Here is a 24,938-nt window from a genome sequence, read left to right on the forward strand (position 1 = left end):
GTACCTCTTTAGTAAAGAATGTTTCCCGTAACGTAGGGGCGGCCGGGTACCGCGTCAAGGCTTGGTATGAAAGGTGGCGTGAAGCGGATCGGAATCCAGGAGCGGCGGGCACGGCTGGCGGTACGGCACCACCTCGGCGCGGCAGCCGCTGCCGATCCGGTCGAGGCGGTACGCGGTGTGGCCGCGCTGCACTCGACCGACCCCGCCTCGGTCTTCCTGTCGGTGCGGGCGCGGGCCGCCGGGGCCACGCCCGACACGATCGAACGGGCGCTCTACGACGACCGTTCGCTCGTGCGGATGCTCGGCATGCGGCGCACCATGTTCGTCGTACCGGTCGAGCTGGCGCCGGTCATCCAGGCGGGGTGCACGCAGGCGATCGCGGTGACGCAACGCAAGCGGTACAGCCAGCTCCTGGAAGCGGCGGCGGTGGGCGACGGCGCGTTCCTCAAGGAGGTCGAAGACGCGACGGCGGTCGCGCTTGCCGGTCTCGGCGAGGCGACCGGCGCCCAGTTGTCCGCCGCGGAGCCGCGCCTGCGCACGCAGATCGAGATGGCGCCCGGCAAGTCGTACGGCGGCAAGCAGAACATCACCACCTGGGTGCTCTTCATGCTGGCCGCCGACGGCCGGATCGTGCGCGGACGGCCCCGCGGCACCTGGGCGAGCAGCCAGTGGACCTGGTCGCCAGTGGAGACCTGGTTTCCGGCCGGCCTGCCCGAGCTGCCCGCCGAGGCGGCGCGCGCCGAGCTGGTGCGCGCGTGGCTCGCCGCGTTCGGCCCCGGCACGGTCGCCGACCTGCGGTGGTGGACGGGTTGGACCGCGAGCCACGTCAAGCGGGCACTGGCCGACGTGGACGCCGTCGAGGTCGACCTCGACGGCGGCACCGGCGTCGTACTGCCCGGCGACGACGAGCCGACACCTGAGCCCGAGCCGTGGGTAGCGCTGCTGCCCGCGCTGGACCCCACGCCAATGGGCTGGTCGGAGCGCTCCTGGTACCTCGGCCCGCACAGCGCGCCGCTGTTCGACCGGTCCGGCAACATCGGCCCGACGGTGTGGAGCGACGGCCGGATCGTCGGCGGCTGGGCACAGCGCGCGGACGGCGAAATCGCGTACCGGCTGCTCGAAGACGTTGGGGCCGAGAAGGAAGCCGCGGTGGCGTCCATGGCCGGCGACCTGGCGCAGTGGATCGGACCGGTACGAGTCACCCCACGCTTCCGCACGCCACTCGAACGTGACCTTGCTAGCTAGCTGGGTCATAGCGCGCCGTACCTACTCCGAATATTAGTTCTTGTGAATTACCGGACGCGGTGAGAGCCTCATCGCGTCCGGACATTCAGGTCTGCTGATCCCTGCGATGTCCGGCACCCCCGACACATCCAGGAGGACCAAGTGAGATCCACGAGCTTCTCCGCTCGCCGCGCCGCGGTCATCCTTGCGGCGCCCGTCCTGCTCCTCGGCTCAGTTCTCTGGCCGTCCGCTGCGCAGGCAGCCCCCGCACCGCTCCACGCCGATGGCGCCGCGACAGCCACCGCGCTCGCCAGCAAGCTGGGCGCCAAGTCGGCCGGCGCCTACCTCGACGCCTCGTCCGGCCGCATGGTCGTCACCGTCACCGACTCGGCGGCAGCCGACCAGGTACGGGCCGCGGGTGCGGTCGCCAAGACCGTCAAGTACAGCGCCACGCAGCTCGACGCGGTCACCGCGAAGATCGAGAAGGCGGCCGCCATCCCCGGCACGGCCCGCTCCACCGACCTGACCACCAACCAGGTCGTGGTGACCGTCGACAGCACCGTCACGGGCGCCCGGCTCGACACCGTCAAGGCCGCCGTGGCGGCAGCCGGTGACGCCGCACGGCTGGAGCACACCGCTGGCCAGTTCAGCCTCCGGATCGCCGGTGGCCAGGCCATTTACAGCAGCAGCTCGCGCTGCTCGCTGGGCTTCAACGTGCGTACCGCCACCGCCTACTACTTCGTCACCGCCGGGCACTGCACCAACGGCGGCGCCACCTGGTACACCAACTCGAGCCGCTCGACGGTGATCGGCGCACGCGTGGTGTCGAGCTTCCCCGGCAACGACTACGGCATCGTCCGGTTCGACAACGCGAGCGTGCCGCACCCCAGCCAGGTGTACCTGTACGGTGCCGGCAACCGGACCATCACCTCCGTCGGCAACGCGTTCTCCGGCCAGTCCGTCCAGCGCAGCGGCAGCACCACCGGCGTCCGCGGCGGCACGGTGACCGCGGTCAACGCGTCCGTCACCTACCCGCAGGGCACGGTCAGCGGCCTCATCCGCACCAACGTGTGCGCGGAGCCCGGTGACAGCGGCGGCTCCCTCTTCTCGGGTTCGGTCGCGCTCGGCATGACGTCTGGCGGCAGCGGCAACTGCTCCAGCGGCGGCACGACGTTCTTCCAGCCCTTGAACGAGGTCTTCTCGACCTACACCAACCTAACCCTCGCCTAGCGCCGCGCGGCGCCGTGCGGCCCACCGGGCCGCCGGGCCGCCCCCTTGCGGCCGATCAAGGGCGATCGCATGGATCAAGGGCGAATGCACGCGGAAAAGAGATCCAACCGCGTGCATTCGCCCTTGATCGACGTGCGTAGCTCAAAAATCTAGATGCCGAAGAAGCGGCCCGGAGCCAGGCGGGCGTCGGGGTCGAAGCGCGACTTGACCCGGCGCAGCACATCCTGGGTCGCGACCGGACCCCACATGTCGACGGCGTCTCGCACCGGACCCGGCGCCGACACGACCACGCACGAGCCGGCCCGCGCCAGCAGGACTCCGCGCACCGCGTCGAGGATCGCCACCGCCCGGTCCGGCGGCGTGTCGCCGGGCAGCGCGGCGTGGACCACACCGAGCCCGGCCGATCCGCGGACCGGCACGGGATGACCGGCGGCGTCGCGCAAGGCGTAGACCGCGGCGTGCAGGTCAGACGTGGGCACCGTGATACGCAGCGCGATGCCGTGCGGTCGGGCCGAGTATCGCCCCCACCACTCGGGCGCCTCGCCGTAGACCTCGGCGTCGCCGCCCAGCAGCGTCGCCACACGCCGCGCCTGCTCGGCCACCACCGCGGGCGCGCCTTCGAGCAGCACAGACAGCGCGCCCAGGCCACGCGGACCGCGCACCGGCAGGTCGACCTCGATCGCGGCCACCTGCACCGGATCGGCGACCACCACGTCGACGAGGTCGTGCACCTCGAGCGGTGTCCACACCGAACGGTGCACCCAGGCCCGGGCGGCGGGCGCGGGCAGCACCTTGAGCGTCGCGGCGACCAGCACGCCGAGGCCACCGAACGAGCCGCACAGCAGCCGGCCCACCCCGCGCCCGGCGGAGTGGCTGAGCAGCCCGTTGGGTCCGACGTAGCTGACGCCGAGCAGCTGATCGCCGGCCGTGCCGTGGCGGTGTGCCAGCGGACCGGACTCGTCGGTGGCGATCACGCCGCCAACGGTCGCGCCGTCGGACCCCGGGTCGAGCGCCAGCCGCTGGCCGACCCGACCGAGCGCGGCCTGAGCCGCCCGCACCGGCGTGCCCGCACCGATCTCGGCATACGACTCCTCGATCGGGTGGTGCCAGATGCCCGCGAGGCGCGCGGTGTCGACGAGCAGGTCGAGGTGACCGGGGCGGGAGCCCCAGTGAAGCTTGGTGCCGGCGCCCCGCGCCACAACCGTGAGGCCATGCTCGGCGGCCACCCGCATGACGGCCGAGGCGCCGTCGACGGAGGCGGGGACGGCGACCCAGGTGGGCGTCACACCGGCCACCGCATCTGCCGCGGCGCCGCGCCGGGCGAACCGGATGCCGCAGATGCCGACCAGCTCGCGGAAGACCCGACCGCCCATTGCCATCGAACAAGTGTACGACTGGACCCACCTCGCCGCTACCGCCTCTGCCTCGCTTCGCTCGGGTTGTTCGCGCGCTTGGTGCCGCCCTGTAGACCGCAGTCGCTCTGGTCGCTTCGCTCCCGACGCTTTGTGCGGCCTGCGGGCGGCGCGCGCTCACCCGGTAGCGGCCCGGTAACGTGGTGCGGCGTGAGCACCGACACCGCCGCGACCCCGCCGGTCGCCAAGCGCGTCCCCAGCGAGCGCACCCACCACGGCGACACGATCGTCGACGAGTACGCCTGGCTGGCCGCCAAGGACGATCCGGAGACGATCGACTACCTGAAGGCGGAGAACGCCTACACGGAAGCCGCCACCGCGCACCTCGCCGGCCTGCGCGAGACGCTGTTCGAAGAGACGAAGCGGCGCACGCAGGAGACCGATCTGTCGGTGCCGACCCGCAAGGGTGCGTACTGGTACTACACGCGCACGGTCGAGGGCCAGCAGTACGGCATCCAGTGCCGCCGGGCGGTGCGCGACGGCGAGACCGCGCCTCCGTCCACAGCGGACGGTGCACCGCTGGACGGCGAAGAGGTGCTGCTCGACGGCAACGCGCTCGCCGAAGGGCACGACTTCTTCGCGCTGGGCACCTTCGACGTGAGCCCGGACGGGCGCTGGCTGGCGTACTCGACGGACTTCGCCGGCGACGAGCGCTTCACGCTGCGCGTCAAGGACCTCAGCACCGGCGAGGTACTGCCCGACGAGGTGCCCGACGCGTTTTACGGCAGCGCCTGGTCGGCCGACGGCTCGACGCTGTTCTACCTCACGGTCGACGAGGCGTGGCGGCCGTACCGGGTGTGGCGTCACGCCATCGGCACCCCGCCCAGCGACGACGTGGTGGTCTTCCAGGAAGACGACGAGCGGTTCTGGGTGGGCGTCGAGCTGACCCGCTCCGAGAAGTTCATCGTGATCGAGGCGCACAGCAAGGTCACGAGCGAGGCTCGGGTGATCCCGGCCAGCAACCCGACCGGCGAGCCCGCGGTGATCGCGCCGCGCCGGCAGGGCGTCGAGTACTCGATCGAGCACCACGGGCACCGTTTCCTTATCCTCCACAACGATGGCGCGGAAGACTTCGCGCTCGCGTACACGTCGGCGGACGCGCCAGGCGACTGGACCACGCTGATCCCGCACACGCCGGGCACCCGGTTGGAGTCGGTCGACGCGTTCTCCAACCACGTGGTGGTGTCGCTTCGCAAGGACGGCCTGACCGGCCTGCGCGTGATCCCCGACGGCTCCACCGACTCGTTCGACATCGCCTTTCCCGAGCCGCTATACAGCGTCGGCCTGGAGAGCAATCCCGAGTACGACACGGCGAGCGTGCGGCTGCACTACGCCTCGTTCGTGACCCCCGACTCGGTGTACGACTACGACCTGACCACCCGCGAGATGGTCCTGCGTAAGCAGAAGCCGGTGCTCGCCAGTCTGGGTGGCACAGCCTTCGACTCCGCTGATTATGAGCAGCACCGCGACTGGGCGGTCGCCGACGACGGCACCCGGGTGCCGATCTCGCTGGTCTGCAAGGCTGGCACGCCCAAAGACGGCTCGGCGCCGTGCGTGATCTACGGGTACGGCTCGTATGAGGCGAGCATGGATCCCTGGTTCTCGATCCCCCGGCTGTCGCTGCTCGACCGCGGCGTCATCTTCGCGGTCGCGCACATCCGGGGCGGTGGTGAGCTGGGCCGCCGCTGGTACGAAGACGGCAAGATGCTCGCCAAGAAGAACACCTTTACCGACTTCGTGGCCTGCGCGCGGCACCTGGTCAAGGCCGGCTGGACCTCGACCGACCGGCTGGTCGCGCGGGGCGGCTCGGCGGGCGGCCTGCTGATGGGCGCGGTGGCCAACATCGCGCCGGACGCGTTCACGGGCGTGGTGGCGCAGGTGCCGTTCGTCGACGCGCTGAACTCGATCCTCGACCCGTCGCTGCCGCTGACCGTCACCGAGTGGGAGGAGTGGGGCAACCCGCTCCACGACCCCGAGGTGTACGCGTACATGAAGTCGTACACGCCGTACGAGAACGTGGCGGCCGTCGAGTACCCGGCGATCCTGGCCGTGACCAGCCTCAACGACACCCGGGTGCTCTACCACGAGCCGGCGAAGTGGGTCGCCCGGCTGCGCGCGACCTCGCCGGCCAGCGAGTACCTGCTGAAGACGGAGATGGGCGCGGGCCACGGCGGGCCGAGCGGCCGGTACGACGCATGGAAGGAAGAGGCGTTCGTGGCGGCCTGGATCCTCGACCGGATCAAGCCATGATCAGGGCGTCCCTCAAGTCGCTAGGACGACTTGAGGGACGCCCTGATCACGAAGGTCAGACGACGCTGACGAGCAGCGCCGGGTCGACGTTGCCGCCGCTGATGACGGCGACCGTGCGGCCCGGCGGCAGCTTGTCGCGCCGGAAGAGGTGCGCTGCCGTGGCGACCGCCCCGCTCGGCTCCACGACCAGCCGGCTCTCCCGCACTAGGCGGCTCATCGCGGCCCGGATCTCCTCCTCGCTCACGGTCACGATCGCGTCGAGGCGCTCCCGCAGGTGCGCGAACGTCAGCTCGGACAGGTTGGTGCGCACCCCGTCGGCGATCGTCCGGTAGGTCTGCTCGACGGGCCACGTGACCAGCTCACCCGCTGCCAGTGAGTCGCGGGCGTCCGCCGCGTACTCCGGCTCGACTCCGATCACGGCCGCCTCGGGGCGCAGCGCCTTGACCGCCGTGGCGACGCCCGACGCGAGCCCGCCGCCACCGACGGGTACGAGCACCACGTCGACGTCGGGCAGGTCGGCGATGATCTCCAGCCCGATCGTGCCCTGTCCCGCGATCACGTCCCTGTGGTCGAAGGGCGGGATCAGGGTCAGCCCACCCTCGGCGGCCAGCCGTTCCGCCTCGGCGAGCCGCCGCGCGGGCGGTACCAGGACGACCGTCGCGCCCAGCGCGCGTACCTGCTCGATCTTTACCGCGGGGGCGACGTCGGGGATCACGACCATGCACGGCGCGCCGGCCGCGCGTGCCGCGTAGGCCAGCGCCTGGCCGTGGTTTCCCGACGAGTGCGTGACGACGCCCCGGGAGCGGCGTTCAGCCGGCACCGACGCCACCGCGTGGGTGGCGCCACGGATCTTGAAGGAACCGACCGGCTGGAGGCTTTCGGGCTTGAGCAGGAGTTCGCCGTCCCACCGGCACGGCAGCAGCGGGGTGCGGACAGCGACCCCGGCGATGCTCCCGGCCGCTGCCTCCACGTCGTCGATCGAGATCAGGTCCATGCCGCCAAGATTGCCCGTTATCTCGTGCGACAAAAGCCTAGAATCGCCCAAAGGGGGTCGAGCGGATGCGCGGTCGGCTGGCTATCATCGCCGGCGCCGCCGTGGCCGCTGCCGTGCTGTGCTGCGGCGCGGGCACCGGCGTGGTCACCGGGGTGCTGCTCTGGGGCGACGACGTCTACGAACGGATCGCGCGCGTGCGGGCGGACACCGTCGCACTCGGCGAGGCCGGACGCGACGGCAACCTGGAGTTCCGGGTCCACGACGTGCAGTGCGGCGTCGTCCAGGTCGGCGACCCGTTCATCAACCAGACCGCGGTCGGGCAGTTCTGCCTGGTACAGCTCACGGTAAGCAACGTGGGCAGCCGTCCGGCCACGTTCGCCGACGCGCTGCAGCGCGCGTACGGGCCGGACGGCTCCCGCTTCGCCGCCGACAGCGGCGCCGGCATCCTCGCGAACCCGGAGCAGCAGGTCTTCCTCAACGAGATCAACCCGGGCAACCGCGTGGCCGGCGTGGTCGTCTACGACATCCCGCCGGAAGGCCGGATCGCCGAACTCGAACTGCACGAGACCGAGCGCTCCACTGGCCTCCGGGTCACACTCTGAGCTCCTCCAGCGCCGTGCTCGCGCGCAGGAAGAGCAGGCCGACTCCGACGACCGCGAGCACCGCCGCCACGGCGCCGGCCCCGAGCAGCACCAGGTCGCCATAGGGTACTGGCACCGCCAGCGTGAAGCCGTCCTGAACGACCTCGTCTCCGAAGAGGCTCTGGGAAAGCGCGGCCCCCACGGCAAGCGCGACCACGATTCCGGCCGCCGCCGGCACGAGCGACTGCCACAACATGGCCTTCGCCAGCGTCGAGCGGGGCACACCAGTCGCCACGAGTGCGGCGTGCGCCCGCCGGCGCGACACGATCGACTCGGCGACCGCCACGATCAGCCCCCCGGCGGCGATCACCAGCCCCAGCGCGATCGCGACGTTGATCAGGTTGAAGGCTCCGAAGTAGAAGTCCGTGTCGCGCAGCTCGATGATCCCGCTTTCGGGGTTGGAGCGCTCGTACGACTCCTGATCCGCCGCGAACTGCGTGGCGAACGACGAGCGCACGCCAGCGGCCCCGCCGCCGAAGACGAGGCACGCCAGGAGTGCCGCGAGGGTGCGGCTGCCGTTCCAGGGGTCGGCCATCAGGCGGCGTGCCGCGAGCAGGGCCGCTGGCCGGCGACCGAAGCGGTGCATGAGCCAGCCTGTCGCGTACGAGATCCAGCCGGTACCCGCCACCACGCCGACCGTGGCGCATGCCAGTCCCACGAAGAGCACCACCAGGAGCACGCCCGAGTTGCGGGATTCGTCTTCGAGTTGGCGCTCCAACGGCATGACCGAGCCCGTGATGACGAGGCCCACGGCGATCAGTACACCGGACCACGGCAACGGAGCCCGTGTCCGGGTCCGCCGGACCACCCCGAACGGCGTGACCGCGACCCGCCGCAGTTGCAGGATCGCGAACAGCATGGCGAGCACCGGGATGCCCACGCAGACCAGCACGATCCACCAGACCGGAGGCAGGACATCGGTGGGCAGTGGCAGCCTGCCATCCGCATCCGGCCGGTGCAGGAGTGCACGCCCGCCGAAGTACGCGCCCACGCCAACGATCATGCCCAGCACGCTGGCTAGACCGGTCTCGGTCGCGGCGATGGCGACCGCCTGGCCGGGGCTGGCGCCAGCAAGCCGGATCGCGGACAGGCGGCGGTCTCGCGACGGCGCCCCCAGCAGCGCGCACTGACCCGCCAGGGCCAGCACCGGAACAGTCAGCAGCACGAGCACGATCACCACGCCCGGCCGGAGACCGGCTTCGGCGATCAGCGCGGGCCTGTATTGCGGGGACACCCTCCCGCCGCCATTCACTGTGGGTATCGCGATCACCGTCAGCGCGGCGAGGTACGCCAGCGTGGCGAGACCGGCGGCCAGGCCGGTCAGCGCCACCCGGACCGTGTCGCTGCGGGTGCCGGCGAGCGCCAGCCGCACCAGTGTTCCGGGTTTCACCGCTGTGCCGCCACGGTGCCGAGGCCGGTCGGATCGGCCGCGCCGTCGCGCAACATGATCTCCCGGTCCCCGTACGCCGCGACCTGGACATCGTGCGTGACCAGTACGACCGTGGTGCGCTGCTCGCGGGCCAGCCGCACGATGTGGCCAAGCACCTGCTCGCCGGCCAGCGAGTCGAGCGCGCCGGTCGGCTCGTCGCAGAAGAGCACCCGCGGCTCGGTGACGAGCGACCGCGCGACCGCGCAGCGCTGCTGCTGACCACCCGACATCTCGCCCGGCCGCTGGTCGGCGAGGTCGGCGACACCGAGCCGGTCCAGCCAGGACAGTGCCGCGGTTCGCGCCTCTCGCCGCCCCGTGCCGGCGAGAAGCAGCGGCAGCGCGACGTTTTCCGCGGCGGTCAGTTCCGCCACGAGCTGCCCGAACTGGAAGAGAACCCCGAACTCGGTACGCCGGAGGGCCGCCCGCGCGCCCTCCGACAGGGTGTCGATGCGCTGGCCCCGGTAGGAGACCTCACCGGCGTCCGGCCGGAGGATCCCGGCCAGGCAGTGCAGCAGGGTCGACTTGCCGCAGCCGGACGGGCCGGTGACGGCGACGATCTCGCCCTCTTCGACATCGACGTTGACGCCACGGAGGGCAGGTGTCCGCCCGTACGACCGGACGAGGCCGCGGGCACTCAGGTAGCTCATCGGGTGGTCACCTCTCTGTGCAGGTCGGCGACCCGGTCCAGCGTGGTTTGCAGCCAGCGCAGGTCCGCGTCGAGGTGGGCGATGCCGAAGTCAGCGGCGATCACGTCGCTGAGGCTGGCGGCCGCGTCTGTCTTCACGCCGGTCAGCTCGCGCAGCCGGACGGTGTGCGCCGCGCGTTGGGCGGCGAGGTACTCGCGTGCCTGGTCCGCGTCGCCGACCAGCAGGGCGACCACGACCTTGGCGAGCAGCACGCTGGAGAGGTGTGGCATCGGCGCCTCCACGGCGGCGATCCACTCCTTCAGCGCGTTGCGCCCCTCCTCCGTCAGCTCGTACGACGTGCGATCCGGTCCCGCGTCCCGGTCCTGGCCGGCCGGCACGACGAGACCGTCCCGCACCAACCGGCCGAGCGTCGCGTAGACCTGCCCGAACGCCACGGGCTTGGCGCGCGGCAGCTTGAGGTCGTGCGCCCGCTTCAGGTCGTAGCCGTGCTTGGGTCCGTCGGCGAGCAGGCCGAGGAGGACGTGGGGCGTGGACACACGGCCAACTATTCATCGAGCGAATAGTGGCTGTCAACCCTCACCCTCAGTTACGCCGAACAGCAACCACCGCGATGTCGTCGAGGGCGGCGGGCGGCGCGAGCTCGCGGACCAGGCGCTCGCAGAAGCGGTCCAGGTCCGCGTCGACACGGGCCGCCGCCCTGGAGAGCGCGGCCAGGCCCGCGTCGATGTCGGCGTCGCGTCTTTCGATCAGGCCATCCGTGTACAGGATGAGCGTGCCGCCGCGGGGCAGCGTGAACCGCAGGTCGTCAGGGCGATCGGCTGCCACGCCCAGCAATGGCGCGATGTGTTCCTTGTACCCGATCCCGCGACGAGCGGCGACCAACGGCGGCGGGTGACCGGCGCTCGCCATCCGCACCTTGCCGTTGCGCGGATCGATGAGCAGCAGGCACAGCGTGGCCAGTTCACCCGGCAGCAGGCGGCGCAACAGGGTGTCGACACGGGCCAGCACCGCGGCCGGCGGGTGCCCGTCCACCGCATACGCCCGGACCGCGTGCCGCACCTCGGCCATCACGGTGGCCGCGTGCAGCGAGTGGCCGGCCACGTCGCCGATCGCGACAAGCAGTTGACCGTCGATCACCGTCAACTCGTAGAAGTCCCCGCCCACCTCGGTGTCCGCGCTGGCCGGCTCGTATCGCACAGCGACGTCCCAGCCCGCAACGTCGGGCAGGCTTCGCTGCAGCAGGCTGCGCTGGAGAGTCAGGGCGATCCGGTGCTCGTCGTCAAACGAGCGCTGCGCCGCCGTCGCGGCGGCCACCGCCTGCGCGAGCTGCCGCAGCACCGGGTACCCAGGCATCTGGGTCCTGGTCGGCACCGCGACGCAGACCGGCGGCTGGTCGGCCCGCAGCCGCGCCACCGCGACCGTCACGGTGTCACCGGCCGGCCAAGCCACGAACGGCCACGCGGCGGGCTCGTCCACGCGGATGGTCGTGCCCACCGCCGCCGGACGGTTGTCGGCCTTCCGCAGGTGCACGGTGGTGGGTGCGTCCCGGCCGTTGGTCGCCGCCGCCAGCAGGTCACCCTGGGCGGTCTCGGCGGTCGCTACGACCGGCCCGTCGAAGATTTTCGCGGCGCCGGCGGCCGCCGCCTCGACGAGGCGCGCCACCGAGGGCGCCAGGTTGATCGCCAGGGTGGTGTCGGCGAGCCGACCAAGGCGCTCCGCGAGCCCTTCCGCCTGCTGCCTGGCCCGGTAGTACCGCAGGACGGACTGGACCGTGACGATCAGGTCATCCGGGTCGATCGGCTCGGTGAGATACGCGTCCGCGCCGCTGGACCGGTCGGCCGAGTCGACCGGGAACTCCGACACGTGAACCACCGGCAGCGCGGCGTGCCGCGGGTGCTCCTTGATCCGCTCGCAGACCTCGAAGCCGCTCTGATCGGGCAGCTTGACGTCGAGCAGCACCAGGTCGACGGACTCCGCATCGACGCAAGCCAACGCCTCCGCCCCGGTGCGAGCCTCGATCACCGCGTATCCTGATCGGGCGAGCGCGCTGGCGAGCAGCTCCCGTTTGGCGGCGCTGCCGTCCGCCACGAGGATGGTCGCTGACTCGCTCACACGCTCAATGTACGGCGCTTTTGCGCCCCTCTACTGCGCGTACCTGGCGGGTGGAGTACCTTTCATCCCGTACGGGAGGTCGCGAATGTCGTTGACGGTGAACACCGAACAGCGCGGTGACGTTGTGGTCGTCGCGGTTGGCGGGGAGCTCGACATGGCCACGGCGCCGCAGCTCCAGGATCAGATCACCGATTTGCTCGACAAGGGCCGCAACCGGCTCGTCTTCGATCTGTCCGAGCTGTCGTTCTGCGACTCGACCGGGTTGTCTGTGTTTGTCCGGGCGAAGAACAGCTGCGACGAGGCGGGTGGCGAGGTACGCATCGCCGCACCCCAGCGCGGTGTGCTGCGCATCCTCGAGGTGAGCGGCCTGGTAGAAGTCCTCAACACCTACCCAACAGTGGCCGAGGCCGCCGCCCCCGAGCCCGCCGCCGACTAGCGGAGCTCCGCTCCGCTTTCCGGGCCGCGCTTTCGCGCGGCCTTGCCGCCCCCTCTCTTTTCGTCGATCAAGGGCGAATGCACGTGGTTGGATCTCTTTCCGCGTGTATTCGCCCTTGATCCATGCGATCTCCCTTGATCGGCGCGCGGTCAGTCGACCTCGATCCAGTCCAGGGTGCGCTGTACGGCCTTCTTCCACTTGGCGTACCCCTCGGCCCGCCGCTCCTCCGACCAGGTCGGCTGCCAGCGCTCGCTCTCGTTCCAGTTCTGCCGCAGCTCGTCGGTGTTTTTCCAGAAACCCACCGCCAGCCCGGCCGCATACGCCGCGCCCAGTGCTGTCGTCTCCGCGACCACCGGCCGGCTCACCGGTACACCGAGGATGTCGGCCTGCAACTGCATGCACAGCCGGTTGGCGGTCACCCCGCCGTCCACCTTCAGCACGTCGAGCCGCACCCCGGAGTCCGTCGCCATCGCCTCGGTGACGTCGCGACTCTGGTAGCAGATCGCCTCCAGCGTGGCTCGGGCCAGATGCGCGTTCGTGTTGTACCGCGACAGCCCCACGATCACCCCGCGCGCATCGGAACGCCAGTACGGCGCGAACAGCCCCGAGAACGCCGGCACGAAGTACACGCCCCCGCTGTCTTCGACCTGCGCCGCCAACGCCTCGCTCTGCGCGGCGCCGCTGATGATGCCAAGCTGATCACGCAGCCACTGCACGGCCGAGCCGGTCACCGCGATCGAACCCTCCAGCGCGTACACCGGTGGCTCGTCGCCAAACTTGTAACACACCGTGGTGAGCAGCCCAGACTCCGAGCGCACGATCGACGTACCCGTGTTGAGCAGCATAAAATTGCCCGTGCCATAGGTATTCTTCGCTTCGCCCTCGGCGAAGCACACCTGCCCGACCATAGCCGCGTGCTGATCACCGAGATCGGCCGTCAACGGCACCTCTCCGCCCAGCGGACCGCCCGCCCGGGTCACCCCGAAGCGGTTCGGATCCGACGAAGGCCGGATCTCGGGCAACATGGCCCGCGGGATGCCGAAAAACGACAGCAGCTCGTCGTCCCAGTCCAGGGTCTCGAGGTTCATGAGCATCGTGCGACTGGCGTTTGTCACGTCTGTGACGTGCACGCCACCGTCGACCCCACCAGTGAGGTGCCACAACAACCACGTGTCCGTGGTGCCGAAGATCGCGTCGCCGCGCTCGGCCGCCTCCCGTACCCCGTCCACGTTTTCGAGGATCCACTGCACCTTGCCAGCGGAAAAGTACGTCGCGGGCGGCAGGCCAGCCTTCGCGCGGATAACGTCGCCACGCCCGTCGCGGTCGAGAGCCGCAGCGATCTGATCGGTACGCGTGTCCTGCCAGACGATCGCGTTGTAGTACGGCCGGCCGGTGCGCTTGTTCCACACCACGGCGGTCTCGCGCTGGTTGGTGACACCGAGCGCGGCCAGGTCTGACGCGCTCAGGCCGTGCGCGTTCATGACGGTACCGATGACGGCCGACGTGCGCTCCCAGATCTCCAGCGGGTTGTGCTCCACCCAACCGGCCCTGGGCAGGATCTGCTCGTGTTCGAGCTGGTGCGCCCCCACAACGTTCCCTGAATGATCAAAGACCATGAATCTCGTACTGGTAGTCCCTTGATCGACCGCTCCAACAACCCGCGCCACGCCATCTCCTCCGTTCCACTCCACCGCACCGCACCACCCGGCGCCCGCGCCACGCCGCCCGCCGCGCCCGCGCCACGCCGCCCGCCGCGCCCGCGCCACGCCGCGCCGCCCGTTCTCGTCGATCAAGGGCAAAAACACGTGCTTCGATCTCTTTTCCGCGTGCGTTCGCCCTTGATCGTGGCAAACCTCCTTGATCGGCGTCGCCACGTCAAGCAGCGCCGTGGGTTTGAAGGCCCCGGAGCGCCGCGGATGGCAGGGCCGGGAGCGCCGCGCTCCGGCAGCCATTGTCTGCCGATGCCGCCGTTGCGTTCAGTACCCTCCGGCACCGAAGCGTCTTGGCTATGGTGCGCGACCGCACCTGATGAGGGCTCCGACCCGCTCGATGCGTCGCAGGGGATCTTGCGCCCAGGCAGTCGCGTCACAACCGCCAGATCTTGGAGCGCCACCGTCGTCATAGGCGACGGTCGAGAACCAAGATCTGGACAACCAGAGCGAGGCTAGAGTCGGGCAGGCTTGGGTGCGTCCAGCACGACCCCGAACTCGTTCGCCTGCCGCTCGTCGCGCCACGGCGCGCACGTCCAGGTGCCGCCGGCGGCGAGCGTCGCCTCTCGGACCTCGCCGAGGAACGCGTTGAGCCGGGCCCCGTTGAGCCTCGACAGCACCCGGTTGTCCAGCGGCTCGCCGCGCGGCACACCGGAACGCCCCATCGGCGAATTCCACGGAAACCAAATATCCGTCGACGTGCTGAAGGTCGCCCAGGTCTCTTCCATATCGGGTGAGCCTTCGTATCCGTGGTCGACGTCCACGTCAAACGGCCGATATGGAAACGCGTGAGGAAGACCGACGGCGAGCCCGAACTCCCGCATGTCTTGAACCCAACGGTCGGCCACCTCGTCATCGGAAGCCATGTAGTCGAGGCGCGTCGACACAATCAGCTTGTGTTCGTCGTAACGCATGTCGTCACCAAACAGAAACCCGGCAGGAAATCGCGGGTTCGAGATGGAGAGTCGGTCAAGATGCGCCTTGATAAAGGCGCTGATCGAACCGTCCAGGTGGCGGCGGTACTCCATCCATTCGGCCGCCTCCACTCGATATATTCCAGTACGCTCTCCGGCGTCAAGTACAGCATCCTGCCAGGGGATCAGTGCACCGGCGTCTAGCGCCCAAGGGAAGGTAGCGGTCCACCAGCAGACCTCGTCGCTGTCGAAGCTGTTCCAGTTGTTAACAGGGAGGTCCGAAGACATGGAACTCCTCCTTAGGCCACTGAAAGACACCCCGCGCACTCACCAGGACCAACTGATCTATGAGAGGCGTTCCATCTTTGCATACCTGCAATTGCACCTTGTTATGCAGGAACGCTTGCAACGTCTCCTTCGTGCCCTGGTGAAATTTCAGACTCCGGGGCTCAAGGTAGATGACCGCAATTTTCGTGTATCCCGGCGGGGCGTCCTGAATCACTTGGGTCGCACCATGCGGGTTGCCCCTACCGTTGAGTTGGTCAACGGCGGCGTTGACGTTTGCGATCAACTTACTCGAGCTTACGGATTTGAGTTGGTAGGCGCGTTTGTTGCTGGTGTCGAAGACGTCGGCGCCATACCTCGTGCCATCCACCTCGATGTAGCCGTCGAGGATCACTTTGGCTCTTGGGTCTTGACGCAGAATCTCGGCCGCCTGTTCGATCTCACGGCGCACACCGATCTTGCCTGGGTCGGGCTGCTGGGTGGAGTTTGGGAGGGTGTTTGTGTCGGCTTGTGGCAGGCGGGCTGTCAGGCCTTCTGGGTTGAGGAGGCGGCCGGAGTCGACGATGACTTTAAGCTCGGGGAGCATGCCGAACCTGACCGCGTCGTGGACTGCGTCGACCGCCTTCTTTAGGCCTTCCGTTTGGTCTCGCCTCAGGTTGCGGGTCATCAGGTCGGCGGCGCGGAGCACAGTGGACTGGTAGGCCGGGTCGATCTGCGGCAGGTCCTGGTTGGGGTTGATGCCGAGCGACCCGAGCCTTCGCAGCACATCGCTGTCATCGCCGTACAGGGTTGGGCTGTCGACCCACGCCAGGTAGTCGACGAAGACTTGGGTCCGTTGGCCGCGCTGTGCTCGTGGGGCCGGGTTGTCGAAGGGCATCACCGTCGTGGTCTGCTCCGCGCCGGGAGCGAGGGTGCCGAGCGGGAACGACTTCGGACCCTTCATGCCGGGTGTCGCGAACGCATGCACCGTGGCTTGGCCGGGTGCGGTGCCGACGTTGGTCACGGTCACCGACCAGGTGCAGACCGGGGAGGTGCAGTCACTTGAGTTGATTTTGGTTTCGAAGATGGGCAGAGCGGCCGGCAGGTTGGCGATCGCGGGCGGGCCGGAGGAGCCGCCATCGGGCATGACCTTGGCTACGGCCTCGCGTACTCCTTCGGCCGCCGTTGCTGTGGTCGGCTCGGGCAGGATCGCCGCGTACGGCGGCCGAGCGATCGGGTCAGCGGGCGCCGGCCCGCCCAGCGCAGCGGACGCAAAACCCGGCCGCCCCAGCGCAGCGGACGCAAAACCCGGCCGCCCCAGCGCAGCGGACGCAAAACCCGGCCGCCCCAGCGCAGCGGGGGCGAGGGCGACGGGTTTGGAGAGGGCGCGGTCGTGGATTGGGCCGCCGAGCCACACCAGCCGGCGTGGCTTGTCGGCGGTTAGCAGGGCGGTCCAGTCGCCGGCGGTGACGGTTACGACGCGTTGGCCGGCGACCGTGTCGGTGGTGTCGGCGGTGGTGTCGGCGGTGGAGCCGTGCTGGCCGACGGATTCGACCAGGTCGGCCAGTGCGCGTGGGTTGAGCGCCGCCGCCAGGTCCAATGGGTACGCCATGTCGGGCTCGGGCCTGATCCAGCGGTCGGTCACGCGCTTGAGCGGTCGTGGCGCGCGTCGGGCCCAGAAGGAGGCGTCGCCGCGGACGGCGATTCCGCCCGGGCCGGCGAGTAGTTCGGCGCGGCCGGCCGTAGGGTCGGTGATGGTGCCGCTGGCGTAGCGGTCGGCGGTCACCACGAAGTTTCCCGTTATGTGGCGACCGTCGGGGGCCTCGTAGACCACGGCCAGTTTGACCGCGGGCGCACCGCGCAGGGTGTCGGCGGCCGCCCCGATGTCAGGGCCGGTCAGCGCGCGCCAGACAAAGGCCGCCGCGGTCGCGGTGAGCACCAGCGCCAGCCCGGCGCACACCATACCGATGACGAGAAGACGGCACGGGCGCATGACGGCTCACGCTACTACGCGTACCCCGTTGATCGCCGCCCGCAACGATGTCCTATTTGGACTCGGTCACCGTCGTGGCGGTGACAGTACCCTCGCTGTCGGTCTGGCCTTGCACAGTGACCTTGTCACCGGCCTTGAGGTCCTTCAACGCCCCTGCCACCGCGACGGCGGTCTCGCCGTTGGTGCGGATGGTGACCATCTCACCGGATTCGGTCTGCACGTAGACGGTGGTTCCGTCGACCAGCTTCACGGTGCCGGTCGTGGGACGGGACGCGGCCGTGGATGGGACGGCGCCGCCACCGGGAAAACCGCCATAGCCCCCGTTGCCGCCGCCGCGCTGTCCCTGTGGACCGGACGCGGCCGGCGACGCCGACGAGCCGTACGCCTTCTGCATCTCGATGCCGCCGATGAAACCGCCGAGCACCAGTGTGGCGCCGACGAGGTACACGGTCCACCGGTTCCACCACCGCTGGCTCGCGGCGGCGGCCAACTCCACCTCGAGTGAGGTCACAGCGTGCTCCTATTCGTAACGGAGAGCGTCGATCGGCCGGAGCCCGGCGGCACGGTTGGCCGGGACGCTGCCGAAGAAGAGCCCGATGGCGACGGAGACGCACAGCGCCAGCGCTATCGAGCTGGGAACGATGACCGGCTGGATGCCGACGATGGTGAAATTGCTGCCGATGAGCGCCGCGGCGACACCCAGTCCACCACCGATGAGGCTGAGCATGGTGGCTTCGGCGAGGAACTGGGTGAGGATGACCCGGCGGGGCGCGCCGAGCGCTTTGCGGATGCCGATTTCGCGGGTCCGTTCGGTGACGGTCACCAGCATGATGTTGGTGATGCCGATGCCGCCGACGAGCAGGCTGATGCCGGCGACGGCGCCGAGCAGGGTGGTGAATGTATCGGCGGTCTCGGTCTGCGTCTCCAGCAGTTGAGACGCGTTCTGGATCCGGTACGGCGTCGAGGTGGAGGTGGCTTCGACCTTGAGTCGTTGGTTGAGGATCGTCGTTATCTGAGCCTGTACGTCGGAGACCCGCTCGGGCGCGGAAGCCTCGACGACGATGGAGGTCAGCGAGCCGTACCCGGTGAGGGCCTGCTGCACGGCGGTGAGCGGCGCGATCGCGACGTCGTTGGCGTCCTGGAAGCCACTGGATGAGCTTTTCTCGGCGAGCACGCCGACGATGGTGAAGAGCGCCCCGCTGACGGTGAGTTCCTGGCCGATCGGGTCCATCCCGGGAAACAGCTCCTCGGCGACTGTCTGTCCAATGACGACAACCCGCCGGCCCGCTTCCACATCCGCTGTCGTGAAGCCGGATCCGCGGCCGATCGGCGAGTTCGAGGCGGTGAAGTATGTGGCGTAGCTGCCGACGAACTGCTGCACCGAGTGGTCAGTCCCCTGGTACGTCAGTGTGGCGGAGGTGCTGACGACCGGCGATACCGACGCCACGTCCGGTGCCAGTACCGGATCCTTGAGCGCCTGGGCGACCTGCACGGTCAGCGGCGACGACCCACCACGCGATGTGCTTTGCACGGTGAGCGTGTTGGTGCCAAGCGCCTCGATGCGGTCGGCGACCTGTTGCGCGGAGCCGTTTCCCACGGCGACGAGCAGGATCACGGCGGCCACGCCAATGAGGATGCCCAGCATGGTCAGGCCGGAGCGAAGCTTGTTGGCGCCGATGCCGCGTACCGCGAACCGGAACACCTCCCACACGTTCATGCCGCGACCCTCATCTGGCGCTCGTCGGAGGCGATCTGCCCGTCGAAGAGCTTGACCAGCCGCGTGGCGCGCGCACCGACGTCGGGTTCGTGCGTGATGATCAGGATCGTGCGACCGGCGGCGCTGAGCTGATCGAAGATCGCCAGGATGTCCTCTGTGGACCGGCTGTCGAGATTGCCGGTGGGTTCGTCGGCGAGCAGCAGCGCCGGCTCGGTGACCAGCGCCCGCGCCACCGCGACCCGCTGCTGCTGACCGCCGGAAAGCTGGTTGGGTTCGTGGTCCGCCCGGTCCGCCAGACCCACCATGTCGAGGGCTACCCGCGCACGGCGGCGCCGCAGCGCCGGTTTCACGCCCGCGTACGCCAGTGGCAGCTCCACATTGGCCAGTGCCGTGGTACGCGGGATGAGGTTGAACGACTGGAAGATGAACCCGATCCGGCGGTTTCGCACGAGCGCGAGTTGACGGTCGTTGAGGCGGCTCACGTCGACCCCGTCGAGCAGGTACTGGCCGCTGCTGGGCACGTCGAGACAGCCGAGAATGTTCATCAGGGTCGACTTGCCCGAGCCCGACGAACCCATGATGGCCACGTAGTCGCCCTGTTCGACGCTGAGCGATACGCCCCGCAGGGCGTGCACGGCCGCCTCACCTTCGCCGTACACCTTGGCGACGCGGCGGACGTCGAGAACCGTCATCGCCCACCGCCGGTCCGCCCGCCGCCGCCGGGGCCAGAGAAACCGCCACCGGGCGCGAGGCCCCCGCCCGGGAAGCCACCACCGGGCGCGTTACCCGACGTCGACGTGGTCGAAGACGTCCGCACCACGACCCGCTCGCCAACCGTCAGCCCGGACTTGATCTCCGTGGCCTGGTCGCCTTCTAGTCCTATCTCGACGGTGCGGGCGACCTGCTGGCCGTTCTCCAGGACGGTGACCGTATGCCGGTTGCCGACGCTGGTGAGCGCCGCCGAGTTGACGTAGACGGCGTTTTCGACCTGGCCCACGGTCACGCTGACCTCGACGCTCTGGCCAGCCTTCACGTTGTCGGGCACGTCCTGGAGCGAGAAAAGCACACCGTACGTCACGACGTTGTTTTCGGTCGTCGCGTTCGGGTCGATCGACGACACTTTGGCGGTCGCGGTGGCGTCCGGCAGGGCGTTCCAGGTGACCGTGGCCGCCTGGCCGCTCTTGAGCTTCGTCGCGTCCGCCTCGGCCACCGACGCGGAGACCTCCAGCTTGGTGAGATCGGCGATCTCCACAAAGCCATCGGAGTCCTGTGAGGAGGTCGCCGAAGAGCCCACGGTGCCGTTCACCGCGGTCACCGTGCCGGCCATGGGCGCTTTGAGCACCGTGCCGGCGACCCCGTCCTCGGCTTCCTCGACCGCCAACTCGGCCTGTGTCACCTGGGCTTCGGCGTCGGAGGTGTCGCTGTCGGCCTCTTCCGCACGGTCGAGCGCGTCTTCGGCGGCTTCCAGCTCAGCCTTCGCCGAGTCCAGGTTCCGCTGCGCGGCCGTGTCGTCCACTATGGCCAGTACGGCGCCCTTCTTGACGGTGGCGCCGACCTTCACCTTGATCTCGGTGACGGTGCCGGAGGTACCGAACGTGGCGGTGGCGGTCGAAGCGCTCTGTACGCTGCCCGAGGCGGTCACGGTGGAGGTCACCGTGCCCTGCTGCACGGAGACGGTGCGCGTACTGCCGGTGGTGGATTCGGCCGCCTCGGCCGTGCTGAACGACGTGTACGCCCACACCGCACCGCCGGCGATCACCACGGCGAGCCCGGTGTTGACAAAGACAGCACGCGGTAGACGCATGGGCGACAGCCTGGTGTGGGCTGCTCGGAACAACCCCCGCGCTAGCTCAAAGCTGACTGAGAACCCGTCGGCAGCAACACCCGGAACGCCGAACCGCGCCCGGGAGCGGTGTCGAGCTCGACCCGACCGCCGTGGCTGCTGACGATCGCGGCCACGATGGACAGTCCGAGCCCTGAGCCGCCGTTGCGCCGGTTACGGCTGGGATCGGCACGGTACAGCCGCTCGAAGATCCGCTCGGCGTGCATGCTCGGTACGCCCGGCCCGGTGTCGACGACCTCCAGCACGGCGACCGGCGTCGCGGGCGGCAACTCCGCGCCGATCGCCGCCGCCGGGTTGTACCAGGGCCGGAGCCGCGCCAGCCGGCCCACCCGCACCGTGATGGCGGCCTGCGACGGCGTGTGCTGCAGCGCGTTGGACACGAGGTTGGTGGCGACCTGCCGGAGCCGGTGCTCGTCGCCGAACACCGTCACCGGTTCGAAGGCCCCGTCGTCGGCACCGAGCGCGGCGAGCCGTACCGGCCGGTCGGGGCGCCGGGCGTGCGCGTCGCGGATCGTGTCGGCGGCGATGGCCAGCAGGTCGACGGGGCGCCGCTGCGGCTGCCGCTGCCTGTCGAGCTTGGCGAGCAGCAGCAGGTCTTCGACGAGCAGCCCCATCCGGGCCGCCTCGGACTCGATCCGGGACATCGTCTCGTCGAGCACGGGTCCGGCCGGCGTGCCGCCCCGGCGGTACAGCTCAGCGAAGCCACGGATCGACGTGAGCGGTGTGCGCAGTTCGTGCGAAGCGTCGGCGACGAACTGCCGCAGCCGTTGCTCGGAGGTCGTCCGCGCCGCGACCTCGGTCTGGATGCGGTCGAGCATGGAGTTGAGCGCGATGCCCAGCCGGCCGGTCTCGGTGTGCGGGTCGGCGTCGACGCGCCGCGACAGGTCACCCGCGGTGATCTCGGCTGATGTGCGTTCGATGCGGGTGAGCGGCCGCAGCCCTATGCGCACGACGTACGCCGACACCAGCCCGAGCAGCAGGAGCACCGCCACCATGACCGCAAGCTCGATGGTGAGCAGCAGGTCGACGGTCGCCTCGACCTGCTGGAGCGAGATCGCGGCAACCGTGATCCCGCCGTCTTCGCGGCTCGTGACCTTCACCCGCCACGAGCTCTCGCCGTCTTCCGCGCTGACGGTGTATGGCTTGCCGCCGGCACGCTTGACCAGCTCGTCGAACGGTTCCAGGACCGGCGGCGACATGTCGGTGGTGTACGACGGCTGGACCGTGCCGTCGGCGTTGTAGCGGATCAACGTCTTGTACTGGTCGAAGCGCCCGGGCGGGAAGTACCTGGTATCGGGCGAGGGCGCGTTGGGGCGGTCGTCCCTGACGGAGGCGGGCGGGCGCGGCGCTTTGAGCTGCTGGTCGATCGAGTCGGTCAGGTACCGGCGCAGCACGATCACGCCAGCCGCGTTGGCGACGACGAGTGCCACCGCGGCCAGCGCCGCGACCGCGAGGACGAGTCGCGACCGCAGCGTCCAGTGCCGCCACCGGGGAACCTTCATTCGTCCGGCGACCTGGGAAGGCGCAGGGCGTACCCCACGCCGCGCACGGTGTGGATCAACGGCGGCTCCCAGCAGTCGATCTTCTTGCGCAGGTAGTAGACGTACGACTCGACGATCCGGCCGTCGCCGCCGAAGTCGTAGCTCCACACCCGGTCGAGGATCTGCGCCTTGCTGACCACCCGACCGGCGTTTACCAGCAGGTACCGCAGCAGGTTGAACTCGGTCGGCGACAGTTCGACCAGCTTATTGCCCCGGCGTACCTCGTGGGCGTCCTCGTCGAGCTCCAGGTCGGCGTAGCGCAGGACGCCGGTGTCCGGCTCACCGTCCGGCTCGATGCGGCTGCGGCGCAGGATGGCGCGGATGCGCAGCACCACCTCTTCGAGGCTGAACGGCTTGGTCACGTAGTCGTCGGCGCCGACAGTAAGGCCGGAGATCCGGTCTTCGACGGCGTCGCGCGCGGTGAGGAAGAGCACCGGCACGCCTGGGCCGCCGGTGGACCGCAGCTTCTGCGCGACCTGGAACCCGTCCAGATCGGGCAGCATCACGTCGAGCACCACCAGGTCCGGTTCGAACTCTTCGGCGGCTACCAGGGCCTCCTGGCCGCAGTTGGCCACCCGTACATCGAACTCGATGAGCCGCAGCGTCGCGGAGAGGAGGGCGCAGATGTTCGGCTCGTCGTCGACGACGAGGACCTTGGTCAGGCGGGACGTCACGCAGTATCTCTACGATCGCTAGCTCGGAATTAGCTGGGAGCGACCTAAGAAGCGCCTATGACAATTTCGTCACCTTCGATGAGTCCCGACGTCACCTCGGTGTACTGATCGCCGCGTATGCCCAGCTCAACGGCCTTTGACTGGTCTCCGGTGGCGGTGCGCACCAGCACGGTACCGTCATCGCGCACCGCGCCGCTGGGCACCCGGAGCACGTTCGCGACCGACGACGTCGTGACCTTCACGTTGGCGCTCTGCCCGACCAGCAGGTCACTTGGCACCTTCTCGAAAGCCAGCACCACGCCGTACTTCACCATCGTGCCGCCGTCTTCGGTCGTGCCGACCGGGTCGACCTGCACCAGCTTGGCCGGGAACTCCTCGCCCGGCCGGTCGGCCAGCGTCACGGTGCCGGTCAGGCCGGTCGCCAGCCGGGCGGCGTCCGCCTCCGGAAAGCTCGCCGAGATCTGCATACCTGCCACGTCGGCGAGCGTGACGAACGCGCTGCCGCCGCGGACCTCGCTGCCCACCGAGCCCGAGACGCTCAGCACCTTCCCGGCGATCGGCGCGGTGATCTTCGTACCGGCCAACTGCTCCTTGGCCTCCGCCAGCGCCTTCTTGGCGCTGATGACCCGCTGCTCGGCGCTCAAGATCGTGTCCCGGCCCGACGAACGCGCACAAGTAGCCGAGGCCGACGGTGCGGGAGAGCGAGAGGGCGAGGGCGAGGGAGACCGCGACGGCGCGACCGTGCAGACCTGCGTCGACTCCGCCTCGTCCAACGCGGACTGCGCCTCGTCCAGCGACTCCGTGGCATCGTCGACCTTCTCCTGCGCGTTGGCGGCGTCGATCGTCGCCAGTACCTGGCCGGACGTGACCTGATCGCCCGCCCGCACCTTGACCTCGGTGACGGTGCCAGCGGCGGCGAAGCTGAGGCTGCGGGTCTGCGCCGGCTCCAGCGTGCCGGTGGTCGCGACCGCCGTCGCCACCTCACCCCGGTCGACCTTGACGGTGCTGGTCGTCGGGGCGGCCGCCGGCTCGCCACCAGTGAGCGCGTACGCGCCGGCCGAGGTCAAACCCACCGCGGCCGCGACCGCCACGCCGGCCACCACCCACCGCCGCCCACGCATACCCATGGACGGCGAGTGTCACGGGTACTCCTCACCGCTCGCTCGGCCACGCCTCGGAGTTCGCTGGGAGTCGATTTGAAGCTTTCTCCGAGCTTGGCCTGACGTGTCGCCGAGGTCCCACCGCTTGGCTGAGCCGTCGTGCCGCGGAGCACCCCCAGGCCCCGCGGCACGACCCCAACGATTTGGAGGCCCAGTGAACCGTCGACTGCGACTGCCCCTGGCACTGGCCGCCGGGTCCGCGGCGCTGCTGTTCGCAGCCGCCTGCGGCTCCGATGGCGGCGACAGCGGCACGAGTACCGCCAACGGCGGCAACGGCTTCACCGCGTACCTGAATTGCCTGCGCGAGCAGGGCATCGACGTACCCGACACCGCGGCGTCCGGCCAGCCCCGCCCGGACGGGTCGAACGGCCCGACGGCGTTTCCGTCGGGCCGGCCCACGAACCGCCCGTCGGGTGACCCGTCCACTCGCCCGACGGGCGGTCCGGGCGGTGGGATGGGCGGACCGGGCGGCGGCAGGTTCCGTCCCGAAGGGGTCGACGACGCGACCTGGGAGAAGGCGCAGGCGGCGTGCCAGTCGGTCATGCCGACCGGTGGCCCCGGTGGCGGTCAGGGCGGTCCGGGCGGCCAGCGCGGTGGCGGCCGGGCCGACACCGCCTACCGCAACTGCCTCGCCGACGCGAAGACCACGGAGGCGACCAAGGCGTGCGAGGTCCTGAAGCCAACCCCGACGCCAACAGCGTGATCAGGGCTGTGAACAGTCCGAGTCGCATCCGCCGTCGTGCGCGAG

General features: G+C 69.8%; 22 protein-coding genes. 6 read left to right on the forward strand and 16 right to left on the reverse strand.

The window, feature by feature from the left end:
• Positions 1–78: 78 nt before the first annotated feature.
• Both QMG73_RS01255 and QMG73_RS01260 read left to right on the forward strand, forming a co-directional pair.
• Positions 79–1,245 carry a winged helix DNA-binding domain-containing protein gene (locus QMG73_RS01255; protein WP_281891828.1) on the forward strand — a complete coding sequence of 389 codons (1,167 nt, stop codon included), beginning with the start codon at positions 79–81 and terminating at the stop codon, positions 1,243–1,245.
• A 141-nt stretch (positions 1,246–1,386) separates the two neighbouring features.
• A complete protein-coding gene (locus QMG73_RS01260) occupies positions 1,387–2,454 on the forward strand; it encodes a S1 family peptidase (protein WP_281891829.1) in 1,068 nt (355 codons plus the stop codon).
• Positions 2,455–2,603: 149 nt separating this feature from the next.
• Here the strand turns inward: QMG73_RS01260 and QMG73_RS01265 are convergent, their stop codons facing one another.
• Positions 2,604–3,833: an FAD-binding oxidoreductase gene (locus tag QMG73_RS01265; protein WP_309299411.1), complete on the reverse strand. Its 1,230-nt coding sequence runs from the start codon at positions 3,831–3,833 to the stop codon at positions 2,604–2,606.
• Positions 3,834–4,016: 183 nt separating this feature from the next.
• Here QMG73_RS01265 and QMG73_RS01270 point away from each other — a divergent pair, with 183 nt between their 5' ends.
• On the forward strand, positions 4,017–6,116 hold the full coding sequence (locus QMG73_RS01270) for a S9 family peptidase (protein ID WP_281891831.1): 2,100 nt from the start codon (positions 4,017–4,019) through the stop codon (positions 6,114–6,116).
• Positions 6,117–6,171: 55 nt separating this feature from the next.
• On the opposite strand, the gene QMG73_RS01275 is transcribed toward QMG73_RS01270, so the two are convergent.
• A complete protein-coding gene (locus tag QMG73_RS01275; protein ID WP_281891832.1) occupies positions 6,172–7,110 on the reverse strand; it encodes a threonine ammonia-lyase in 939 nt (312 codons plus the stop codon).
• Positions 7,111–7,175: 65 nt separating this feature from the next.
• Between QMG73_RS01275 and QMG73_RS01280 the strand changes: the two genes are divergently transcribed.
• On the forward strand, positions 7,176–7,712 hold the full coding sequence (locus tag QMG73_RS01280; RefSeq protein ID WP_281891833.1) for a DUF4352 domain-containing protein: 537 nt from the start codon (positions 7,176–7,178) through the stop codon (positions 7,710–7,712).
• On the opposite strand, the gene QMG73_RS01285 is transcribed toward QMG73_RS01280, so the two are convergent.
• From QMG73_RS01285 to QMG73_RS01300, 4 genes are read right to left on the reverse strand one after another with little or no spacing between them, the layout of a single operon-like run.
• On the reverse strand, positions 7,702–9,141 hold the full coding sequence (locus QMG73_RS01285; RefSeq protein ID WP_281891834.1) for an ABC transporter permease: 1,440 nt from the start codon (positions 9,139–9,141) through the stop codon (positions 7,702–7,704). The genes QMG73_RS01280 and QMG73_RS01285 overlap by 11 nt on opposite strands.
• A complete protein-coding gene (locus QMG73_RS01290) occupies positions 9,138–9,827 on the reverse strand; it encodes an ABC transporter ATP-binding protein (RefSeq protein WP_281891836.1) in 690 nt (229 codons plus the stop codon). Before QMG73_RS01290 ends, QMG73_RS01285 begins: the two co-directional genes overlap by 4 nt.
• Positions 9,824–10,363, reverse strand: coding sequence for a PadR family transcriptional regulator (locus QMG73_RS01295; RefSeq protein WP_281891837.1), 540 nt, complete (start codon positions 10,361–10,363; stop codon positions 9,824–9,826). Before QMG73_RS01295 ends, QMG73_RS01290 begins: the two co-directional genes overlap by 4 nt.
• 46 nt (positions 10,364–10,409) lie before the next feature.
• Positions 10,410–11,939: a fused response regulator/phosphatase gene (locus QMG73_RS01300; protein ID WP_281891838.1), complete on the reverse strand. Its 1,530-nt coding sequence runs from the start codon at positions 11,937–11,939 to the stop codon at positions 10,410–10,412.
• Positions 11,940–12,024: 85 nt separating this feature from the next.
• Here QMG73_RS01300 and QMG73_RS01305 point away from each other — a divergent pair, with 85 nt between their 5' ends.
• Positions 12,025–12,375 carry an STAS domain-containing protein gene (locus tag QMG73_RS01305; protein ID WP_281891840.1) on the forward strand — a complete coding sequence of 117 codons (351 nt, stop codon included), beginning with the start codon at positions 12,025–12,027 and terminating at the stop codon, positions 12,373–12,375.
• 149 nt (positions 12,376–12,524) lie between these two features.
• On the opposite strand, the gene glpK is transcribed toward QMG73_RS01305, so the two are convergent.
• The 10 genes from glpK to QMG73_RS01355 form a co-directional block, all read right to left on the reverse strand.
• Positions 12,525–14,042: a glycerol kinase GlpK gene (gene glpK / locus QMG73_RS01310; protein WP_281891841.1), complete on the reverse strand. Its 1,518-nt coding sequence runs from the start codon at positions 14,040–14,042 to the stop codon at positions 12,525–12,527.
• 497 nt (positions 14,043–14,539) lie between these two features.
• The gene (locus QMG73_RS01315; RefSeq protein ID WP_281891842.1) at positions 14,540–15,286 is read right to left on the reverse strand and encodes a hypothetical protein; all 747 of its coding nucleotides are present in this window, start codon (positions 15,284–15,286) and stop codon (positions 14,540–14,542) included.
• A complete protein-coding gene (locus QMG73_RS01320; protein WP_281891844.1) occupies positions 15,264–17,255 on the reverse strand; it encodes a hypothetical protein in 1,992 nt (663 codons plus the stop codon). Before QMG73_RS01320 ends, QMG73_RS01315 begins: the two co-directional genes overlap by 23 nt.
• A 52-nt stretch (positions 17,256–17,307) precedes the next feature.
• Positions 17,308–17,766: a hypothetical protein gene (locus tag QMG73_RS01325; protein ID WP_281891845.1), complete on the reverse strand. Its 459-nt coding sequence runs from the start codon at positions 17,764–17,766 to the stop codon at positions 17,308–17,310.
• Positions 17,767–17,775: 9 nt separating this feature from the next.
• Positions 17,776–18,972 (reverse strand): ABC transporter permease, encoded by a 1,197-nt coding sequence (locus tag QMG73_RS01330; protein WP_281891846.1) that lies wholly within the window; start codon positions 18,970–18,972, stop codon positions 17,776–17,778.
• A complete protein-coding gene (locus tag QMG73_RS01335) occupies positions 18,969–19,664 on the reverse strand; it encodes an ABC transporter ATP-binding protein (protein WP_281891847.1) in 696 nt (231 codons plus the stop codon). Before QMG73_RS01335 ends, QMG73_RS01330 begins: the two co-directional genes overlap by 4 nt.
• On the reverse strand, positions 19,661–20,776 hold the full coding sequence (locus QMG73_RS01340; RefSeq protein WP_281891848.1) for an efflux RND transporter periplasmic adaptor subunit: 1,116 nt from the start codon (positions 20,774–20,776) through the stop codon (positions 19,661–19,663). Before QMG73_RS01340 ends, QMG73_RS01335 begins: the two co-directional genes overlap by 4 nt.
• A gap of 41 nt (positions 20,777–20,817) precedes the next feature.
• Complete coding sequence (locus QMG73_RS01345; RefSeq protein ID WP_281891850.1) at positions 20,818–22,317, reverse strand: sensor histidine kinase; 1,500 nt, start codon at positions 22,315–22,317, stop codon at positions 20,818–20,820.
• Positions 22,314–23,030 carry a response regulator transcription factor gene (locus QMG73_RS01350; RefSeq protein ID WP_265247051.1) on the reverse strand — a complete coding sequence of 239 codons (717 nt, stop codon included), beginning with the start codon at positions 23,028–23,030 and terminating at the stop codon, positions 22,314–22,316. The genes QMG73_RS01345 and QMG73_RS01350 overlap by 4 nt, the downstream gene beginning before the upstream one ends.
• Before the next feature lie 44 nt (positions 23,031–23,074).
• Positions 23,075–24,157: an efflux RND transporter periplasmic adaptor subunit gene (locus QMG73_RS01355; RefSeq protein ID WP_281891853.1), complete on the reverse strand. Its 1,083-nt coding sequence runs from the start codon at positions 24,155–24,157 to the stop codon at positions 23,075–23,077.
• A 187-nt stretch (positions 24,158–24,344) separates the two neighbouring features.
• Here QMG73_RS01355 and QMG73_RS01360 point away from each other — a divergent pair, with 187 nt between their 5' ends.
• A complete protein-coding gene (locus QMG73_RS01360; RefSeq protein ID WP_281891854.1) occupies positions 24,345–24,893 on the forward strand; it encodes a hypothetical protein in 549 nt (182 codons plus the stop codon).
• Positions 24,894–24,938 lie beyond the last annotated feature (45 nt).

The organism is Phytohabitans aurantiacus (assembly GCF_027923225.1).
Taxonomy (GTDB): domain Bacteria; phylum Actinomycetota; class Actinomycetes; order Mycobacteriales; family Micromonosporaceae; genus Phytohabitans; species Phytohabitans aurantiacus.